Genomic DNA, 19750 nt, shown 5'->3' on the forward strand with positions numbered 1-19750 from the left:
GATATGACATGTTAGTATCTACAAAATGGTTGAATGAGTATGTGAACATTGAGGGAATTGCGGTTGAGGAATTGGCCGAAAAAATCACGCGCTCCGGAATTGAAGTCGATTCCATCATGGATCGCTCCCATGGCATGACGAACGTCGTTGTCGGCTATGTAAAAGAATGTGTGAAACATCCAGAAGCGGATAAATTAAAAATTTGCCAAGTGGATGTCGGAGAAGAAACGACCCAAATTATCTGCGGTGCGCCAAACGTTGCGGAAGGGCAGAAAGTCATCGTTGCCCGTCCAGGAGCCGTCCTTCCGGGAGGCTTGAAAATCAAGAAGGCGAAACTGCGCGGGGAAGAATCTAACGGCATGATCTGTTCCCTACAAGAATTGGCAATCGAAGGGAAGTTGGTGCCGAAAGCGTATGCGGAGGGTATCTATGTCTTGCCATCTGATGCGGTGCCAGGAGAGGATGCTCTCCCATTGTTAGGCTTGGATGATCAAGTGCTCGAGTTCGATCTGACGCCGAACCGTTCGGATTCACTCAGCATGTTGGGTGTCGCGTATGAAGTCGGAGCAATTTTATCCCAAGGCATCCAATTGCCGGAGGTTTCCTACAAGGAATCTGCGGAAAAGGCATCGGATTATTTAAAGCTTCGCGTTGATGCGGCGAAAGAGAATCCGATGTACGTGGCGAAAGTCGTGAAAAATGTAAAGATTGCCGAGTCGCCATTATGGCTCCAAAACCGTTTGATGGCTACCGGAGTACGTCCGCATAATAATGTGGTCGATATCACAAACCTTGTCTTGATGGAGTACGGCCAACCGCTTCACGCTTTTGATTACGACCGTCTGGGCACGGGGGAGATCGTTGTCCGTCTTGCAGAAGAAGATGAAAAGATAACGACGTTGGATGACGCGGAACGCACATTAAATAGCCATAATCTGGTCATCACGAACGGCAAAGAACCAGTTGCCTTAGCCGGAGTCATGGGCGGCGCCAATTCCGAAGTGCATGATGGAACGACAACCGTAGTGATCGAATCCGCATATTTCGCACCTGCCTCCGTCCGCCATACATCGAAAGAAGTCGGCCTGCGAAGCGATGCGAGTGCTCGTTTTGAAAAGGGAGTCGACCCGAACCGTGTGGCAGCTGCGGCAGAACGCGCGGCACAACTGATGGCGGAACTCGCGGGCGGAGAAGTTTTAGCCGGTTCTGTCGTATTTGACAAGCTGGATAAGACAGCTGCGCAAATTACCGTTTCACCGGATTATATTAACAACCGCCTTGGAATGAAAATTTCCTTGGAAGAAATGCTTTCGATATTGGAGAGGCTGCAAATTCCTACCGATGCTATCAATGGCCAATTGGTCATCGACGCGCCGACACGCCGTCAAGATTTGAAAATCGAGGAAGACATCATCGAAGAAATTGCCCGCATGTATGGCTACGATGAAATTCCAAAGACGCTTCCAGTGTCGGAATCGACTCCTGGCGGCTTGACACCGTATCAGGCGAAACGCCGGATCGTCCGCCGTTTCTTGGAAGGGGCTGGATTGTATCAAGCGTTGACCTATTCGCTGACTTCAAAGGAGCAAGCGCAAGCCTACGCATTGGAAACTGCACCGGTCACTGAATTGCTCATGCCGATGAGCGAAGAGCGGAGCACGCTTCGTCAAAGCCTGATCCCGCATCTATTGGAAGCTGCAACGTATAATGTAGCGCGCCGGAACGACTCGGTCGCTCTATATGAAACAGGTTCCGTCTTCCTAGGGGAAGAAGAGGACGGACTGCCGCAAGAGGTGGAACATGTCGCGGCTGTCGTAACAGGAAAATGGGTCGACCACGCTTGGCAAGGGGAAACAAAACCCGTTGATTTCTTCGTCATGAAAGGCATCGTTGAAGGGATGATGGATAGTCTCGGATTAGTAGAGGGGCTTTCATTCGAACAGGTTGCTCTGGTAGGGATGCACCCGGGACGTACCGCCAATATCCTGTTCAACGGAGAACGGATCGGCATGCTCGGGCAAGTTCACCCGACCGAGCAGAAGAAACGGGATTTAAAAGAGACCTATGTCATGGAAATGAACTTGGCGCAAATCCTATCCATCGAGACGGATGATTTAGTTTATGTACCGGTTCCGCGGTTCCCGTCCATCTCAAGGGACATCGCCCTTGTCGTGGCAAGTGAAACGACAGCTGGAACGCTTGAAGCCGTCATCCGGAAAGCAGGCGGCAAGTTGCTAAAAGACGTGAAACTCTTCGACTTGTATGAAGGGAAAAACGTCGAAGAAGGCATGAAGTCATTAGCCTTCTCGCTGACGTATGCAGATCCGGAACGGACACTGACGGATGAAGAAGTCGTCAAAGCACATGAAAAAGTATTGAACGCCTTGACCGAAGCCGGCGCTTCGCTACGAGGATGAAGGAAAGGGGCTGTCCAATGTGGATGGCCCCTTTTTGATGGTTTTGGGGGAAGGGTGGGAGTGTTTTGAGGTTGGAGCAAAGGGTTTCGAAGTCGGACAACAATGTTTCGAGGTGGTGCGAAAACGTTTCGAAGTGGCTGGAAATGTTGTGAGGTTGAACTAAAATGTTTCGAAGTTGGTCGATAGTATTTCGAACTGGATTGTGAGCGTTACGAGGTTGTGTGAAAACGTTACGAGGTAGACAGGAAATGTTGTGTAGTTAGTGAAACGTTGTGAGGTTGGAACAAAATATTAAGAAGTTGCCAAATAACGTTTTGGGTTACAACGTTTCGAAGTGACCGGAAACTAGCCCAACTTTCCGAGGTTCCAAACTACCGTCGTCATTCACCATTCTTAGCGAACAATGCTGCACTTGACTCATGGATGAAAGGGGTAAATTGACTTGAAGAAAAATAATCGGTTGAAAGATAGTACCTTTATAATAATCGATCCTCTCGCTTTGCTTGCTGCGATCGGCGGTGGGATATTGCTCTATGGGATACTACGGAATAAATTCCTAGCGCCTGCCATGAAAAAGATTTTATCTGAATCTAAAGTGCAGGCATTGCTTTCCGAGAAATGAAAAACTGTCCAACAGACCAATCCCGGTTCGTTGGACAGTTTTTTCATTTAATAGGATCCACTACCCGGAACCCAATATCAGTTGCCAGTTCGGTTTCCGGCAAGCCTTGCATATCATCATCCTGCCCGGCGACGGTGAACCGGGCGGCGCCATGGATGATGTATTCTCCTTCCGGAAAACCTTTCTCCTCGATAATCGTTTTGACAAATTCAACATAGTCTGGGTCGTCCTGGTCGCTATAGCCACCGGCAAACTCGTATCTATGCTGATGTGGCACATCTTTTTTCAAGGTAGTCACGATAAGTGGACTGTTCATTGCATAATCCACGTAGATTTCCCTAGTCCGCTCTTCCAATGGAAAATAGAATGGAGAGGAGGCGTGGGCAATCTCGATTTCATCTTGCTCACCGATATAGGTCAATTCAGCAAAAATCGCGGTTCCTCCAAAAGTGTCATATACGTCTTTTTCGGTATAAAGCCGGTAGACGAAATCGCCTTCTTGCACTTCTGATTCAGGTGGGGGTAATGGGCTACCATGATCCTCATAGGAGACATCAGAACCCTTTTTTAGTCCGCACGCGCTAAGCACTATCATGAACATAGCCAAGTAAAGAACTTTCCTCAAAAGAATCACCTCATTGGAATGGACGGTCTATTATGAGAAAAGTTACAATTTTTTCTTGCTGATAATCGCTTTTGCTTTTTGCGCATTGGCGAAATGCCATTTGGTCATCGATTTCAGCTTTTCCTCGCCGTGCTTCCAAAGAATGGTCGCGGCGATTTGATCCACTTTCGGCCCTGCACCTTTCGGCAACGTCATGCCAGCCTGCGCGCTTAAACGGTCCATCTCTTCCAAAAAAGCGACCCTTGCAATGATCGAGGCGGCGGCTACCGCGACATGGAGGTTCTCCGCTTTCGTGGAAAACAGGACGTTCTCCCGTACAATTTCCTTTTCCGCTTTGAGATGATTATAATAAATTCCCCGTTCCGCAAACTGGTCGATCAAAATATAGTCCGGCCGTTCATCCTCCATTTTACGCAGGACATGCTTGAGTGCTTGATTATGGAGAAGAGCCTTGATCTTACCTTGCGACCAGCCACGGGCTTGTACATCATTGTACTTGTCGTTCGGCAGCGTCAAAACACTGTGGACCAAAGTTGCCTGAAGGTCTGGGGCGATCTTCCGCATCCAGTCGTCGTTCAGTTGCTTGGAATCCTTGACGCCCAATTCACGCACCAGTTCAATCTGATCGGCCCGTACGAAACAAGCCGCCACTGTGACAGGACCAAAGAAGTCGCCTGTTCCGGTTTCATCGGACCCGAGGACAGAAGCCGATGCCAATCGTTCTGGGAGCGTGTCACCTTTCGTTTTTGGCTTCCCGCTCGCCGCGTTCACATCCGCCGTACCCCACAAAGCCGCTTCGCGCTCAGAGCCTGCGCCTTGAAACAGCACCTTTCCCGATTTATACGCCGTAATCACAGCATCTGGTAATTTTGCCGCAAATACAACCCCCGGCGCATTGCGCACGATTTTTTTGGCCGCATAATGATCTGCCAACCGTTTTAAACCATTCTCATCCAGTACAATTACCGTATTGCTCATCCACTTCATCCTCTCAATTCTTGAAATTGCTTTTATACTTTAATTTCGTTTTGGACCCTGTAAACTCCTTTATCCTTGAATGACTCTAACAGTTTCTAAAGGGGGAGACAATTAATTTAAGGGTTTGACAGATTTGTTGAAGGGGATCAAAGGGAAGTCCAACCAATTCGCCAAGTTGTCCAATGAACCGCCCGGTATGTGCAACCAACCCTGAGAGATGTCCAACAAATCGGTAAAAATATTCAACCAAACGGCAAAAGGAGCAAGTGAAAATGAGAAAATCTCATTTATCCCCCTTGAAAAAACAGCACTTAATTCACAACTGAATCACTTTCATGGTATGATGGATGACAGAGTTTTTCGGGGGAGGTCAGGTCGTTGGCAGACGATAAAAAGACGCGCATTGCGGTTGAAATATACGGGCAGACATACAAGATCGTCGGGACTGAAACAAGCAGCCATATGCGGTTGGTCGCCTCGCTCGTCGATGACAAAATGCGGGAGATCAGTGAACGCAATCCCTATCTCGACAGTGCCAAAATTGCTGTGCTGACCGCCGTAAATACCGTACATGACTATCTGAAACTAAAAGAACGATTGGAACAGGTTGAAGAAGAATTGAATAAGTTGAAGGGTTGACGGACGGACATGTTAGATTTACTCATCATATTCCTCCTGTTAGGAGGTCTGATCACCGGGTTCCGCAGGGGACTGATCGTACAGGTTATACATATGACGGGATTCATCATCGCTCTCGTCGTCGCTTACAAGTACTATAAACAGCTGGCGGATAAGTTCGTCTTGTGGGTTCCCTATCCAGGGGTGACCGCGGGGTCGAAACTATCATTGACAGTGGAGCAATTGGATCTCGATCAAACTTTTTACAGATTGCTTGCTTTTGTCATCATCTTTCTTGCAGTGAAATTCATCCTGCAGCTGCTTGCCTCGATGGTGGACTTTTTGAAATATTTGCCGGTGCTTGGGTTTGCTTCCCGGCTAGGCGGGGCGGCACTTGGCTTTGTCGAGTTCTACATACTCATATTCCTAGTGTTGTACGTCCTAGTGTTGCTGCCGATTGATTTGATCCAGAGCTTCGTAGGCAAATCCCTCTTAGCCGATGCCATGTTTGAGCATACGCCGCTATTATCGGAGACAGTAAAAAAATGGTGGTACATTTATATGAAATAACGGCTTCCCCCTTCTTGGAGGGAAGCTTTTTTAAAGGGAGGACTTGGATTGAATAAAAAAACAATAATCCGGACATTTGAAAAAATTGCTTTATATATGGAGCTGTTGGGGGAAAATCATTTTAAAGTAGCGGCCTTCCGGAAAGCGGCCAATGTGTTGGAACTGGACCCGCGCAGCCTATCCGAAATGGACGATATTCTTAAATTGAAAGGGATCGGGAAAGGAACGGGAGCGGTCATTACGGACTTGATGGAAAAAGGGGAGTCCGACTTGCTGCTGGAGTTGGAAGAGACCGTTCCGCGCGGGTTGATTCCTTTATTGAAAATCCCGGGGTTGGGCGGTAAACGGATTGCCAAATTACGCGAAGCGATCGGAATCGATTCAGTGGAAACGCTGCGGGAAGCTTGCCTGGCCAATGAAGTGAGCAAGGTCCCGGGGTTCGGCAAGAAGACCGAAGAGAACATCCTGGCGGAAATCGAGCTGCTGGGTACCCGGAAAGGGGCCTTCCCGATTTGGCAAATGGAATCAATCGTTTCCTTCTTGGAAGATATTCTGCAAAGCGTGGACGAAATTTCTCGGTTCTCCGTCGCAGGCAGTTACCGACGGGCGGAAGAGACGAGCAGCGACGTTGATTTCATCATCGTGACGACGGAACCGACTGCCGTTCGAGAAAAGCTGCTCGCAACATTGCCGGTCGAGTCCGTGATTGCCGCGGGGGATTCCAAGCTGTCGGTGACGCTAGAGCTGGAAGATGCCATCGATGCCGACTTCCGGTTCGTGACGGCGGAACAATTCGCTTCAGCAGTCCATCATTTCACCGGTTCCAAAGATCATAATGTGAAAATGCGTCAACTGGCGAAAGCGAAAGGCTTGAAAATTAGCGAATATGGCGTGGAAGATGAGGAAGGTTCTGTGACGACGTTTGAAACGGAGGAGCAGTTCTTTGCGCATTTCGGCTTGCCTTTTATTCCTCCAACGGTGCGGAAAGACGGGAAAGAGATAGAACGGGTTGAGGAATTGGAAGGGTTGATCCGTCTCGAGGATATCCGATCTGATCTCCATATGCATACGACATGGTCCGATGGAGGATATTCGATCCGGGAAATGGTCGAGGCGTGCCGGGCGAAGGGCTACAGTCATATGGTCATCACCGACCATTCACAATATTTGAAAGTGGCGAATGGCCTGACACCGGACCGGCTTCGGGAGCAGATCGCGGAAATCCGATCGCTCAATGACGAATACGACGACATCGAAATCTTTTGCGGGACGGAAATGGATATCCTGCCGGATGCGACCCTCGATTTTGACGATGACTTGCTGCAGGAGCTCGATTTCGTTATCGCCTCCATCCATTCGAACTTCAATCAACCGCAGGAGCAGATCATGGAACGTCTCCATTCTGCCATCCGCAATCCGCATGTCGATATGATTGCGCATCCGACGGGCCGCATCATCGGCAAACGGGACGGCTATGATCCAGATGTGCCCCAATTGATCGAATGGGCGAAGGAATACGGGAAGGTCCTGGAACTGAATGCCAACCCTTACCGGCTGGATCTGGCGACAGACCATTTAGTCATGGCCCAAGACCTCGGCGTGCCAATTGCCATCAATACGGATGCGCATGCCATCGACCAATTACGGTTCATGGACGTCGGTGTGAAATATGGCCAAAAAGCATGGTTGAAAAAAGAGACGGTCATCAACACATGGCCGTTGGAGAAATTCATCCGCGATATCGTGCGGAAATGAAAGGAAGTGTAAGACATTGGAAAGCCGTGTCTTAAAAACACTTGAATTTGATAAAATCAAAGAAATCGTGTCTGCATATTGTACGTCTTCCGCGGGGCGGTCCCTGATGGAGCAATTGGTTCCCGTCACTGTTTATGAAGAGGTGGTCCGCCTCCTCGAAGAAACGGATGAAGCCCTCGCCATCCTTCGAGTCCGCGGCAATGTGCCGATGGGGGGAATCCACGATGTCCGGCCGCATGCCAAACGAGCGCAATTGGACGGAATGCTGAGCAGCCACGAACTGATGGAAATTGCCAATACGATCCGGGCAAGCCGGATTTTGCGGCAATTCATCGAGTCGGTCGAGACGGATGAAGATATCAATATCCCGCATTTCATTGCCAAAAAAGAGGCGTTTCCGATTTTGACCGGCTTGGAACATGAAATCAATGCGGCGATCGATGATAACGGTCATGTCCTGGATAGTGCTTCTAGCCAGCTCCGCTCGATTCGTCAAGGACTGCGGATTCAGGAAGGGCGGGTCCGTGATCGGTTGGAAAGTTATACACGGGGGCGGAATGCTGCCAAGATGTTGTCCGATTCGATTGTGACGATCCGGAATGATCGGTATGTCATCCCGGTGAAGGCCGAGTATCGGTCACATTTCGGAGGAGTCGTCCACGATATGTCGTCATCGGGGCAGACGTTGTTCATCGAACCGGATGCGGTCGTTCAGGCGAATAACGAGATCCGGCGTCTGAAAATGCAGGAGCAGGAGGAGATTGAAAAAATCCTCTTGGAGCTTTCCGCCAAAGTGCAGGAAGTCGCCCATGACCTCTTTGTCCTCGTCGGATTTTTGTCGGAAATCGATGTGATTCTTGCAAAAGCAAAGTACGGAAAAGAGCATAAATGCACGAAGCCGGAAGTGAACAATGAAGGCTATATCCGTTTGACGAAAGCAAGACATCCGCTCCTGCCGATCGAAAAAGCGGTCGCCAATACGATTGAGTTCGGCAAAGAGATTACGACAATCGTCATCACGGGGCCGAATACGGGTGGAAAGACGGTCACGTTGAAGACAGTCGGCTTGTGCACATTGATGGCGCAAGCGGGATTGCCGATTCCCGCGCTCGACGGTTCGGAAGTTGCCGTCTTCGATTCGGTGTACGCCGATATCGGGGACGAGCAGTCGATCGAGCAAAGCCTGAGTACGTTCTCTTCCCATATGGTGAACATCGTCTCCATCTTGAAAAAGTTCGATGATCGCTCGCTCATTCTCTTTGACGAGCTCGGATCGGGGACAGATCCTCAAGAAGGGGCGGCGCTGGCCATTTCCATTTTGGATGAAGTCCATGGCCGCGGCGCGAGAGTGATGGCGACCACCCATTACCCTGAATTAAAAGCATACAGCTATAACCGGCCGGGTGTGACGAATGCCAGTGTTGAGTTTGATATTGATACGCTTAGTCCGACTTATCGCTTGCTGATCGGTGTGCCGGGGCGGAGTAACGCTTTCGAAATCTCGAAACGGCTCGGCTTGCAAGAGAGGATTATCGACCGGGCGAAGACATTCACAGGCACTGATCGCGGTGAGGTCGAATCGATGATTGCATCGTTGGAATCCAGCCGTGTGCAATCGGAGAAGGATGCCGAGGAGACACATGAAATCTTAATTGAAACGGAACGGCTGAAACAGGAACTGGAACAAAAATTAGCTGAGTTCGATGAGATGAAAGAACGCTTGGTAGAAAATGCAAAAGAGAAGGCGAGAAAAATCGTGGAGGACGCTAAACAGGAGTCCGAAGCAGTCATCTCCGATTTGCGAGCACTCCGGCTTAATGCCGGAGCTAATGTCAAAGAGCATGAGTTGATCGATGCGCGCAAGCGATTGGAAGAAGCAGCTCCCGCGGAACGCAAGAAAAAGACGGTCAAAGCGAAAGCTGCCCCACGTCCATTGCAAGCGGGAGATGAAGTGAAAGTGATCAGTTACGGGCAGAAAGGGACGCTCCTTAAAAAAGTGTCCGACACCGAGTGGGTTGTCCAAATCGGAATCCTGAAGATGAAACTCGATCAGTCCGGCTTGGAATATGTCAAACCGGAGAAAGAGAAGCAGCCGGCGGTCTCCGCTTCCGTCAGAGGCCGGGATTCCTATGTCAAATTGGAACTCGACCTGCGGGGAGAACGGTACGAAGATGCTATCATGCGGACGGAGAAATATTTGGACGATGCCCTTCTCTCCAACTATCATCAAGTCTCCATCATCCACGGGAAAGGGACAGGCGCTCTGATGCAAGGGGTCCAGCAATTTTTGAAAAAGCATCCACGCGTGAAAAGTTTCCGATTCGGAGAAGCGGGCGAAGGCGGCCATGGCGTCACAGTCGTGGAGTTGAAATAAAATAAAGCCCCCAATGAAACCTTTTCCCGTCTCAAACGTATAGGGAACCATGACCGTCGTAAAGGAGCCGTAAAGTATGGGGAAAGAAGGGTTTTGGGGTCACCCATTAGTGGAAACGGCAGGCTATTTCAGCGTCGTTGTACTTTGTTTAGTCGTTTCCATGGTGTTATTTGAACTTGTTACGAAGTATAAAAATTGGGAGGAAATCCGGAAAGGGAATGTTGCGGTCGCTATGGCGACAGGCGGCAAGATATTTGGCGTATCCAATATATTCAGGTATTCGATTGAACAGCATAATACATTGCCCCAGATGATCGGATGGGGGCTTTTCGGTTTTACCCTGTTGGTCTTCGCCTATATCCTTTTCGAGTTCCTCACACCGAAATTCAATATCGACAAGGAAATCGAAGCGGACAACCGATCGGTCGGTTTCATCTCTTTGACTATCTCTGTCGGGTTGTCGTTCGTTATCGGGGCGAGTATATCGTAGGAGCTGTCATATGGAAAAGTTATCGAAAATTTTAATTGTCGTTTGTATCCTTTTCGTGCTCGTTGGAGTTTATTGGCTAGTTACCCAAACACCTTGATATAATTATCAAGGTGTTTTTCAAATCGTTCGAATATTCTTTATTGAAAGCGGAAACATTTTCTACTATAATAATAATCAGGAGTGATAAGGGAATAGAATAGAGGAGAGAAAGGGGAGTTCAAATGTCTGCAAAACCTTGGCTGGATTTGTATCCGCCCGAAATCTCAAAGACGCTGGAGTACGAAAAGGTTCCCATCCAAGATTATCTGACTCGTGCCGGAACAAAGTATTCCGATAAAGTTGCAATCCATTTTCTGGGGAAGGAAATTACGTACAAAGAGTTTTACGAATCTTCCTTGAAATTCGCCAATTATTTAAAATCGATAGGGATCGAGAAGGGGGATCGGGTGGCGATCATGCTCCCGAATTGCCCTCAAAGCGCCATCGCTTATTTCGGCATTTTATACGTCGGTGGGATCGTCGTACAGACCAATCCGCTCTATACGGAACGGGAGCTGGAGTATCAGATGAAGGACTCGGGTGCTAAGGTCATCATCTCACTGGATATCCTTTTTCCTCGCATCTCGAAAATCCGAAAAAATACCGAGTTGGAGCATGTCGTCATCACCGGGATAAAAGACTATTTACCATTCCCGAAAAATTTAATCTACCCGTTCATTCAGAAAAAGGAGCATGGCGTCCAAGTGAAGGTGGAACATCGGGGAATGAACCATCTTTTCACGGAAATCATGAAAACAGCCAAACCCGAAAAAATAAGCTATCCTTTTGACTATGATGAAGATGTCGCCTTGCTGCAGTATACCGGTGGAACGACAGGCCCACCAAAAGGAGTCATGCTTACCCATGCCAACCTGACGTCAAACGTTAGGATGTGTGATGAATGGCTCTATGACTGCGAGGAAGGAAAAGAAGTGGTCATGGGAATCATCCCGTTCTTTCATGTGTACGGCATGACAACCGTATTGGTCTTGACCGTCATGCTGAGCAATAAAATGGTACTAATTCCTAAATTTGATTTCGAATCGGCATTGAAGGCGATCGATAAGCAGAAACCGACTCTCTTTCCAGGCGCACCGACCATCTACATCGGTTTGCTGAATCATCCCGATATCGCAAAATATGACCTTTCTTCCATCAGAGCTTGTATAAGCGGCTCGGCAGCATTGCCGATAGAGGTGCAGGAGAAGTTTGAACGGATTACAGGCGGAAAGCTTGTTGAAGGATATGGATTGACGGAAACGTCCCCGGTCACCCATGCTAATTTCGTCTGGGCGAAGAATCGGGTAAAAGGGTCGATCGGCGTCCCATGGCCAGATACGGATGTGATCATCTTAGGTCCGGAATCGACGGAACCGCTGCCAAATGGCGAAATCGGCGAGATTGCCATTAAAGGCCCTCAGGTGATGAAAGGATACTGGAATAGACCGGAAGATACGGAGCAAACTTTCCGGGATGGCTGGTTGTTGACAGGAGATCTCGGTTATATGGATGATGAAGGCTATTTCTACGTAGTCGACCGAAAAAAGGATATGATCATTGCCAGTGGTTTCAATATTTATCCGCGGGAAATCGAAGAAGTGCTTTATGAACACCAAGATGTCCAAGAATGTGTCGTAGCGGGCGTGCCTGATCCATATCGCGGGGAAACGGTCAAAGCATATATCGTGCTGAAAGAAGGAAGTTCGGTGACGGAAAAAGAATTAGATGACTATTGCCGGGCGAATCTTGCAGCCTTTAAAGTTCCAAGGATTTATGAATTCCGTGATGAATTGCCAAAGACAGCGGTCGGGAAAATCTTGCGAAGAGTGCTCGTCGATGAAGAGAAAAAGAAAGCTCAAACAGAAACGCTCACTTCATAACATTCCGCTTGACTTGTTCGGCTATAACGATTAATATGAAAATATGAATGAACAATCATTCATATTTTCTTTTTTTATGGTGGTGAATGAACTTGAAAAGGGACAAGCCTAAATATAAACAAATAGTGGACGCTGCAGTTATCGTTATTGCGGAAAACGGATACCACCAGGCGCAGGTTTCGAAAATTGCGAAAGAGGCCGGTGTGGCGGACGGAACCATCTATCTTTATTTCAAAAACAAGGAAGATATCCTTATCAATGTATTCCGTGAGAAGATGGCGATTTTCATTAGCGAACTGGAAGAAATCCTGAAACGGAATCACACCGTATCGGAATTGTTATATGCGTTGATCGAAAACCATTTCCGGATTCTTCATGAAGACCGTCATTTGGCCATCGTCACCCAGCTGGAACTTCGACAATCGAACAAAGAATTGCGCACGCGCATCAATAACGTGTTAAGGGAGTATTTGGCGTTGCTTGATCAGATCTTGAAAAAAGGGATCGAAAATGGTGAGTTGGATGCCGACCTCGATATAAGGCTCGCCCGGCAGATGGTGTTTGGGACAATGGACGAAACGTTAACGACTTGGGTCATCAATGATCAGAAATATGATTTGTTGGAATTGTCACCAAAAGTACATAAAATAATCATGCATGGGCTGAATGGGTAAAGAAATCTTTTTTCAAGAAGGAAATAAGGGGAGGGATGGCGAAAAGGGATTATGTCTTGAACTGCTCAGGTTGGGGTGTGTGCTTGTCCCTGGCAGGTCAGATGACGAAACGATGAAGGGGGATGGGTAGAATGGAATTTCTTACTGTGAAAAAAGAAGAAGGTGTTGCAGTCGTTACAATCAACAGACCGCCTGCAAATGCACTTTCCCGTGCACTCATACTAGAAGTAGACTCATTGCTGGACCAACTAGAAGGCGATGACTCGATTCGTGTAATCGTATTGCATGGGGAAGGCAAATTCTTCTCAGCGGGGGCAGATATTAAGGAATTCACAGAGGTCACGTCTGGAGAGGAGTTCTCCAAGTTGGCAGCTAGCGGACAACAGGTGTTCGAGCGGTTGGAACGGTTCAAAAAACCGGTAATTGCCGCCATTCATGGCGCCGCACTCGGCGGAGGACTGGAGTTGGCGATGGGATGCCATATGCGGACCGTTTCCGAAAAAGCGAAACTGGGCTTACCTGAACTGCAGTTGGGGCTGATACCGGGATTCGCGGGTACGCAGCGCTTGCCTCGCTATGTTGGAATAGCAAAAGCAGCAGAAATGCTGTTGACGAGCGAGCCGATCAATGGGGTGGAAGCTGTTCGCCTCGGACTTGCCAACCATGCTTTCCCGGAAGAGGAATTGCTTCCTAAAACAATTGAATTAGCTAAGAAAATGGTGAACAAAAGCCCGGTTGCGGTCAAAGCGGCCATTGAAATGCTTCAGTATACGAAGCATGCAAGTTACGATGAAGGTGTAAATGCGGAGGCCGCTTTATTCGGCGAAGTCTTTGTATCCGAAGATGCAAAAGAAGGAATCTCAGCATTTCTTGAAAAACGCCAACCAGTTTTTGTTGGAAAATAAATAGAAATCCAAGGAGGTCTGCAACTATGAACATTTATGTATTAGTGAAACGGACATTTGATACGGAGGAAAAGATAACGGTTACAAACGGCAAAATCGCGGAAGACGGTGCGGAATTCATCATCAACCCGTACGACGAATATGCCATCGAGGAAGCGATCCAGCTTCGGGACGCCCATGAAGGGGAAGTGACGGTCATCACGATCGGGGACGAAGAAGCGGAAAAGCAGCTTCGTACAGCACTTGCGATGGGCGCGGACAAAGCGGTCCTCATCAATACAGAAGACGATCTGGATGAAATGGACGAGTATACGGTCGCTAAAATCCTGGCGGAATACTTGAAAGACAAGGAAGCGGACATCATCCTTGCAGGAAACGTCGCAATCGATGGCGGATCCGGCCAAGTCGGCCCGCGTGTTGCGGAACTTCTCGGCATCAATTATGTGACGACGATCACGGAACTCAATGTCGAGGGGACATCCGTCAAAATTGTGCGTGACGTGGAAGGGGACTCGGAAACGATCGAGACATCCTTGCCATTACTTGTGACAGCACAACAAGGTTTGAACGAGCCACGTTACCCATCCTTGCCAGGCATCATGAAGGCGAAGAAGAAGCCGCTAGATGAATTGGAGCTCGACGACCTCGACATCGACGAGGATGACGTGGAACCGAAAACGGAAACCGTCGAAATCTTCCTGCCTCCGCAAAAGGCTGCGGGCCGTGTGTTGGAAGGCGATGTAGCCGATCAAGTGAAGGAGCTTGTCAACTTGCTCCGCACAGAAGCGAAAGTGATCTGAATTCAGCAGGTGAATGGAATCGTATCTATTAGGAGGGACTCAATATGTCTAAAAAAGTGGTAGTACTGGGAGAAGCAAGAGAAGGTGCTTTGCGTAACGTATCATTCGAGGCGATTGCAGCCGCGAAGACAGTTTCCGGCGGAGGGGAAGTCGTCGGTGTGCTATTTGGCGATTCCGTCCAATCGCTGGCGGAGGAAATGATCCACTACGGTGCGGACCGTGTCGTCACAGTGGAGCATCCGCATCTGAAACAATATACATCGGACGGTTATGGACAAGCGTTCCTGGCGGTCTACGAACAGGAGAAACCGGAAGCGATCGTCTTCGGACATACGGCGCTCGGGAAAGACCTATCTCCGAAAATCGCGAGTAAATTGGAATCCGGCCTGATCTCCGACGTGACGGCGATCGAAGGAGAAGGCGACGCCGCTGCATTTATCCGCCCGATCTATTCCGGTAAAGCATTTGAAAAAGTGAAAAACAAGGAAGGTCTCCTCTTCGTGACGATCCGTCCGAACAACATTGCGCCGCTTGACCATGATGCAAGCCGTACGGGCGATGTCTCTTCCGTTTCGGTCGATATCGCGAACCTTCGCTCGGTCATCTCGGAAGTCGTCCGCAAGGCAACAGAAGGCGTGGATCTTTCGGAAGCGAAAGTGGTCGTGGCGGGGGGCCGCGGTGTGAAAAGCGCGGAAGGCTTCGAGCCGCTGCAGCAGCTTGCGAATCTGTTAGGCGGTGCGGTAGGCGCATCCCGTGGGGCATGTGACGCGGACTACTGCGATTACTCTTTGCAAATCGGCCAAACGGGGAAAGTGGTTACACCTGATCTGTACATAGCGGCAGGAATTTCAGGGGCGATCCAACATATGGCAGGGATGTCGAACTCCAAAATCATCGTGGCAATCAACAAAGATCCAGAGGCGAACATCTTCAAAGTGGCGGATTACGGAATTGTCGGCGACCTGTTCGAAGTTATTCCGATGCTGATTGAAGAGATTCAAAAAGTGAAAGTAAGCTAATAGGTATAATCCGACGCCCCGCCGTTCATTTCTCTGAACGGCGGGGCGTTTATCGTTTTACTCGTATATTCTAATAGTATATAAAGTGAACGAATGATTTGCGATTGGTGAGTCCAGTTGCTTGGAGTGGAAGGCGGCGACTCCAGCGAAGGCCGTTACGAAGAACGGCCTTTGTGCCAAAAAGCGTAGCGTTTGGCAACAGGAGGATGCCTTAATTTCTGCTAAGTGCGCAGAAATTAAGGCAAATCGAACCCTTCGCTGTTCGATTGGCTGAAGCCATGCCCGCGGAAAGCGTCCGCCTGCTCCTGTCGCTACGCTTTCGTCGCAAACGAAATTTGGAACGGAAAGCAACAGTTTGGTTGTGATGTCCCTTTCTTTAGTTCATTTTATATAGAACAAGGGAAATGGACTTGTGGGCATATCGTTAGCCCGCCCTATAGGGCCATGCTATAATACATCATAGTTGTTCTTACAAAGGAGGAAATTTTAAATGGCTATTATTAATGCAACTGATCAGAACTTTGATGAAAATATTAAAGAAGGTCTTGTCCTTGTTGACTTTTGGGCACCATGGTGCGGACCTTGTAAAATGATCGCTCCAGTATTGGAAGATCTAAGCGGAGATATCGAAGGCAAAGCCAATATCGTGAAAGTCGATGTCGACAACAACCAAGGGACGGCAAGCAAATACGGCATCATGTCCATCCCGACTCTTCTACTTTTCAAAGACGGCGAAGTTGTCGATAAAGTTGTTGGGTTCCAGCCGAAAGAGTCGCTTGCCCAATTGATTGAAAAACACGCATAATTGTCATTCCATAACCGGGCCTTTCGGAAGGACCCGGTTTTTTTGGTAGGTGAAAGAAATGAATGAATTACTTGAACATAAATTAGCAATCTTACCCGACCTTCCCGGATGTTACTTAATGAAAGACCGGCAAGGGACGATCATTTACGTCGGAAAAGCAAAAGTGCTGAAAAATCGGGTCCGCAGCTATTTCACGGGCAGTCATGATGCGAAAACGCAACGCCTTGTCAGCGAAATCGAGGACTTCGAATACATCGTCACCTCATCCAACATCGAGGCACTCGTCTTGGAATTGAATTTGATCAAACAGTATGATCCGAAATACAACATCATGCTGAAAGATGACAAATCGTATCCGTACTTGAAGCTTACCGCGGAACGCCATCCCAAATTAATCATCACTCGCCAAGTGAAGAAAGACAAAGGCAAATACTTTGGACCGTATCCGAACGCTCACGCCGCCAATGAAACCAAAAAATTACTCGACCGTTTATATCCTTATCGAAAATGCCATTCGTTGCCCGATCGTGTTTGCCTCTATTACCATCTGGGCCAATGTTTGGCTCCCTGCGTCCATGAGGTGGAGGAAGAGACGTATAAAAAAATGGTGGATGACATCACTCGGTTCCTCAATGGCGGTTACAAGGATATGAAAAAGGAACTGACCGAAAAGATGACGGCAGCCGCCAATGATCTGGAGTTTGAAAGGGCGAAGGAATACCGCGATCAAATTGCGAACATCGAAGCCGTCATGGAAAAACAGACCATCACCATGAATGATTTCACAGATCGCGATATTTTCGGGTATGCCGTCAAACGAGGGTGGATGTGTGTACAAGTCTTCTTTGTCCGGCAGGGGAAATTGATTGAACGGGACGTGTCCCTATTTCCGCTTTATCAAGATCCAGAAGAAGAGCTGCTGACCTTCATCGGACAGTTTTACGGGAAATCGGATTATTTGAAGCCGAAGGAGATTTTATTGCCGCATGGCATTGACAGTGAATTGGTCCGGGAGCTGCTTGACGTGCATGTCTACACACCGCAGCGCGGAAAAAAGAAGGATCTCGTCAATCTCGCTAATACAAATGCGCAGATTGCCTTAAAAGAGAAATTCCATTTGATCGAGCGGGAGGAACAGCGGACGATCGGTGCTTGCGAGGAGTTGGGCAAGGCGATGAATATCTCGATACCTCTGCGGATTGAAGCGTTCGACAATTCCCACACATACGGAGCGGATCCCGTGTCAGCCATGGTGTCGTTCCTTGATGGCAAGCCGAACCGCAAAGATTACCGGAAATACAAGACGAAAACGGCTGCTGCCCATGACGATTACGGAGCGATGCGCGAAGTGGTGAGACGCCGGTATATCCGGGTATTGAGGGACAATTTACCGTTGCCGGATCTGATCATCATCGATGGCGGGAAAGGCCATATGGAAGCGGCGCGCGAAGTGGTGGAGGATGAACTAGGACTTTCGATTCCGATTGCGGGACTTTCAAAAAATGAAAAGCACCAAACTTCCCAATTGCTGTACGGGGATCCCGTCGAATTGGTTTCGTTGAAACGAACTAGTGAAGCATTTTATCTGTTGCAAAGAATCCAAGATGAAGTGCACCGGTTTGCCATCACCTTCCATCGTCAACGACGTGGGGCGAATTCCTTAGTTTCCGCGTTGGATGGATTGCCAGGAGTAGGACCAAAACGGAAGAAACTATTATTGAAGCATTTCGGTTCTGTGAAGAAAATCAAAGAAGCCACAATTGAAGAGCTACGGGAAGCTGGGATGCCTTCCAAAGTGGCCGAAACCGTGGAATCGTACTTCCGGGAAGGGAAGGAAGATGTGGAGAGTGAATAAGGACTGATGATATGAAAAAAGGATGCGGCATAAGGCAGCATCCTTCTCTACATATCAATTTTTGTTTTCGGATCCCATTTCACCGTGAAGCTGGCTTGGCCGTCTTTTTCATCGACCTCTCCATAGCATTCGGTTAGGAAGCCATTTAATTTCTGATACTGTTCTGCTAGAAAACCAGCTTCCAAGGAGCATGAACGATTATGTATGCCGGGGCCATCTCCCGCGCTTCGTGTCAAAACGTAGAGGGCTTCGTCTTTTGATGTCCTCAAAAGGTTCAGAGGTCCCCAACCCGCTTCTTTGAAAAATATCGGCAATTCCTCAATGCCGAAAACGGGGAATTTCCGGGCCACCTCTTTACCGGCCCAATAGAGGATATCGTTTTCATGCTTGCCCAAAATGCTTGGCAACACGTGGTCCCTTAGCAGATCATAGCCGAATCGGGTCGGCGAATCGTATGTATTTGTTTCCAATCGAATGTACAACCCTTTCCGACAATTTTTTAAAATTTATCGACTGTCATAGGAAAAGTGAAAGCGGCAGCCAAATCAAAAACTCCAGACCATCTTGACCTCTTGAAATCGGAGGAGTACAATGGACATGTTCTAATATTGTACCATGAAGAGCCATGCCGTCAATGTCGCATCTTGTCTAAAAGGTGACGGACGTGGAAAGGCTGACTCAGAAATAAGGGAGGGTAAAAAACTTGTCGAGAGAATCAGATTTTTACTTGCGCCGACTTCATTCCTTGCTCGGAATCATTCCGGTTGGTCTATTCGTGACTCAACACTTGGTTGTCAACCATTTTGCAACCCGCGGTGCAGACGCATTCAACAACGCATCAAATTTCATGGGGAACTTGCCATTCGTTCTGTTTCTAGAATGGTTCGTCATTTACATCCCGCTTATGTTCCATGCGTTCTTTGGTATCTACATAGCTTTCACGGCGAAAAACAATGTACAGCGCTATGGTACGTTCCGTAACTGGATGTTCTTGTTGCAACGTGTCACAGGTGTGATCCTTGTGATCTTCATCGCATGGCACATATACCAAACGAGAATCCAGAAGGCATTGGGTGCGGAAGTCAACTATGACATGATGGCTGATATTCTATCGAGCCCGTTCATGTTGGTATTCTACATCTTGGGTGTCCTATCGGCGACATTCCACTTGGCTAACGGAATCTGGTCATTCCTTGTGAAATGGGGATTCACTCAATCACCTCGTTCACAAACGATTGTCACGTACATCTCAATGGGAATATTCCTAATTCTTTCTGTAATTGGTATTCAAGCAATTCTAGCGTTCGTGATTTAACAAACTGAT

The 19750-nt window shown here is 48.3% G+C and carries 18 protein-coding genes; 15 read left to right on the forward strand and 3 right to left on the reverse strand.

The window, feature by feature from the left end; all coding sequences use genetic code 11:
* Window positions 1–8: 8 nt before the first annotated feature.
* Together pheT and MKY41_RS01470 are read left to right on the forward strand one after the other, a co-directional pair.
* Window positions 9–2417 (forward strand): phenylalanine--tRNA ligase subunit beta, encoded by a 2409-nt coding sequence (pheT, locus tag MKY41_RS01465; RefSeq protein WP_340743360.1) that lies wholly within the window; start codon window positions 9–11, stop codon window positions 2415–2417.
* A gap of 442 nt (window positions 2418–2859) precedes the next feature.
* Complete coding sequence (locus MKY41_RS01470; RefSeq protein ID WP_340743361.1) at window positions 2860–3039, forward strand: hypothetical protein; 180 nt, start codon at window positions 2860–2862, stop codon at window positions 3037–3039.
* 43 nt (window positions 3040–3082) lie between these two features.
* Here MKY41_RS01470 and MKY41_RS01475 read toward each other — a convergent pair whose 3' ends face one another.
* Window positions 3083–3664 (reverse strand): hypothetical protein, encoded by a 582-nt coding sequence (locus MKY41_RS01475; RefSeq protein ID WP_340743362.1) that lies wholly within the window; start codon window positions 3662–3664, stop codon window positions 3083–3085.
* A gap of 42 nt (window positions 3665–3706) precedes the next feature.
* On the reverse strand, window positions 3707–4642 hold the full coding sequence (rnhC, locus tag MKY41_RS01480) for a ribonuclease HIII (RefSeq protein WP_340743363.1): 936 nt from the start codon (window positions 4640–4642) through the stop codon (window positions 3707–3709).
* A 378-nt stretch (window positions 4643–5020) separates the two neighbouring features.
* On the opposite strand from rnhC, the gene zapA reads away from it, so the two are divergent.
* The 12 genes from zapA to uvrC all read left to right on the forward strand — a co-directional run bounded on the left by zapA (window position 5021) and on the right by uvrC (window position 18426).
* Window positions 5021–5281, forward strand: coding sequence for a cell division protein ZapA (gene zapA, locus MKY41_RS01485; protein WP_340743364.1), 261 nt, complete (start codon window positions 5021–5023; stop codon window positions 5279–5281).
* A 9-nt stretch (window positions 5282–5290) separates the two neighbouring features.
* The gene (locus MKY41_RS01490; protein ID WP_340743365.1) at window positions 5291–5830 is read left to right on the forward strand and encodes a CvpA family protein; all 540 of its coding nucleotides are present in this window, start codon (window positions 5291–5293) and stop codon (window positions 5828–5830) included.
* 48 nt (window positions 5831–5878) lie between these two features.
* Window positions 5879–7585 (forward strand): DNA polymerase/3'-5' exonuclease PolX, encoded by a 1707-nt coding sequence (polX, locus tag MKY41_RS01495; RefSeq protein WP_340743366.1) that lies wholly within the window; start codon window positions 5879–5881, stop codon window positions 7583–7585.
* Between the two features lie 16 nt (window positions 7586–7601).
* On the forward strand, window positions 7602–9959 hold the full coding sequence (locus tag MKY41_RS01500; RefSeq protein ID WP_340743367.1) for an endonuclease MutS2: 2358 nt from the start codon (window positions 7602–7604) through the stop codon (window positions 9957–9959).
* A 76-nt stretch (window positions 9960–10035) separates the two neighbouring features.
* Entirely contained in the window at window positions 10036–10449 is a 414-nt protein-coding gene (locus MKY41_RS01505) for a DUF350 domain-containing protein (RefSeq protein ID WP_340743368.1), read from the forward strand.
* A gap of 221 nt (window positions 10450–10670) precedes the next feature.
* Window positions 10671–12368: a long-chain-fatty-acid--CoA ligase gene (locus tag MKY41_RS01510; protein WP_340743369.1), complete on the forward strand. Its 1698-nt coding sequence runs from the start codon at window positions 10671–10673 to the stop codon at window positions 12366–12368.
* A gap of 92 nt (window positions 12369–12460) precedes the next feature.
* Window positions 12461–13042: a TetR/AcrR family transcriptional regulator gene (locus tag MKY41_RS01515; RefSeq protein WP_340743370.1), complete on the forward strand. Its 582-nt coding sequence runs from the start codon at window positions 12461–12463 to the stop codon at window positions 13040–13042.
* A 131-nt stretch (window positions 13043–13173) separates the two neighbouring features.
* Complete coding sequence (locus tag MKY41_RS01520; protein ID WP_340743371.1) at window positions 13174–13947, forward strand: enoyl-CoA hydratase; 774 nt, start codon at window positions 13174–13176, stop codon at window positions 13945–13947.
* A gap of 26 nt (window positions 13948–13973) precedes the next feature.
* Complete coding sequence (locus tag MKY41_RS01525) at window positions 13974–14747, forward strand: electron transfer flavoprotein subunit beta/FixA family protein (RefSeq protein ID WP_340743372.1); 774 nt, start codon at window positions 13974–13976, stop codon at window positions 14745–14747.
* 44 nt (window positions 14748–14791) lie between these two features.
* Window positions 14792–15766: an electron transfer flavoprotein subunit alpha/FixB family protein gene (locus tag MKY41_RS01530; RefSeq protein ID WP_340743373.1), complete on the forward strand. Its 975-nt coding sequence runs from the start codon at window positions 14792–14794 to the stop codon at window positions 15764–15766.
* A gap of 490 nt (window positions 15767–16256) precedes the next feature.
* Entirely contained in the window at window positions 16257–16571 is a 315-nt protein-coding gene (trxA, locus tag MKY41_RS01535; RefSeq protein ID WP_041075422.1) for a thioredoxin, read from the forward strand.
* A gap of 58 nt (window positions 16572–16629) precedes the next feature.
* Complete coding sequence (uvrC, locus tag MKY41_RS01540) at window positions 16630–18426, forward strand: excinuclease ABC subunit UvrC (protein WP_340743374.1); 1797 nt, start codon at window positions 16630–16632, stop codon at window positions 18424–18426.
* A 47-nt stretch (window positions 18427–18473) separates the two neighbouring features.
* Here uvrC and MKY41_RS01545 read toward each other — a convergent pair whose 3' ends face one another.
* A complete protein-coding gene (locus MKY41_RS01545) occupies window positions 18474–18896 on the reverse strand; it encodes a YslB family protein (RefSeq protein WP_340743375.1) in 423 nt (140 codons plus the stop codon).
* Window positions 18897–19129: 233 nt separating this feature from the next.
* On the opposite strand from MKY41_RS01545, the gene MKY41_RS01550 reads away from it, so the two are divergent.
* Window positions 19130–19741 (forward strand): succinate dehydrogenase cytochrome b558 subunit, encoded by a 612-nt coding sequence (locus MKY41_RS01550; protein ID WP_340743376.1) that lies wholly within the window; start codon window positions 19130–19132, stop codon window positions 19739–19741.
* Window positions 19742–19750 lie beyond the last annotated feature (9 nt).

It is taken from the genome of Sporosarcina sp. FSL W7-1349 (genome assembly GCF_038003045.1).
In the GTDB taxonomy this organism is placed as follows: domain Bacteria; phylum Bacillota; class Bacilli; order Bacillales_A; family Planococcaceae; genus Sporosarcina.